This window comes from Pseudomonas sp. IPO3749 (genome assembly GCF_013386605.1).
GTDB classification, from domain to species: domain Bacteria; phylum Pseudomonadota; class Gammaproteobacteria; order Pseudomonadales; family Pseudomonadaceae; genus Aquipseudomonas; species Aquipseudomonas azotoformans_A.
In genome coordinates, this window is sequence record NZ_JACARN010000154.1 from 1 (window position 1) to 651 (window position 651).

Below are 651 nucleotides of genomic sequence, written 5' to 3' on the forward strand. Positions count from 1 at the left end.
GACATCCTGTGGGGCGGCAAAGGCAACGATGTCTTTGTCTACGGAAACACCAGCGAGTCGACCCGGGACGCGCCCGATCAGATCATGGACTTCGTCAGCGGCGAGGACCGGGTGGATGTGTCCGGGATTCGCGCGGCACTGGGTAACCAGCCGTTGAAGTTTGTCAGTGCATTTTCTGGGGCCAGTGGCGAGGCAGTGGTGACCTATGACCCGGTAGTTCAGATGAGTACCTTGCAAATCGCCGGCAAGCCTGACGAGCCGGCCTTCGTCCTGCTGGTCCACGGCAAACTGCAACAGGGCGACATCGTCAGTTGATTCAGCCGGCGTTTCGCAACAGCGTCTCAAACAATCGCTGCACCTGGGGTTCATCAGTGTGGGCCACGTTGAAACGCATCGAGTCACGCTGCGCCGGGTCGTAGCCAAACAGCGCGCCGGGCGCCAGCACCATGCCCTGCTTTAAGGCCGCCTGGGCCAACCGTTCGCCGTTGACCCCAGGCGGCAGGCGCGCCCAGATAAACATCCCGCCTTCGTAACCCATCGGCAGCTCGCAGCCGCAACGCTTGAGCCACTGTTCCACGCGTCCGCCGGCCTCCATCAAGCGTTGCACCATGCGCTTGCGGTGCTTGGCGTAGCTGCCTTCGCTGAGCATGC

General features: G+C 62.4%; 2 protein-coding genes. One reads left to right on the forward strand and one right to left on the reverse strand.

The genetic code is table 11. The features are described 5' to 3' along the window. Window positions 1-315 (forward strand): M10 family metallopeptidase C-terminal domain-containing protein (locus HX812_RS31890; RefSeq protein WP_178949163.1); only part of this gene is annotated, 315 nt, incomplete at its 5' end. A 1-nt stretch (window position 316) separates the two neighbouring features. On the opposite strand, the gene HX812_RS31895 is transcribed toward HX812_RS31890, so the two are convergent. Continuing rightward, on the reverse strand, window positions 317-651 hold a 335-nt coding region (locus HX812_RS31895), incomplete at its 5' end, for an aminotransferase class I/II-fold pyridoxal phosphate-dependent enzyme (protein ID WP_177078589.1).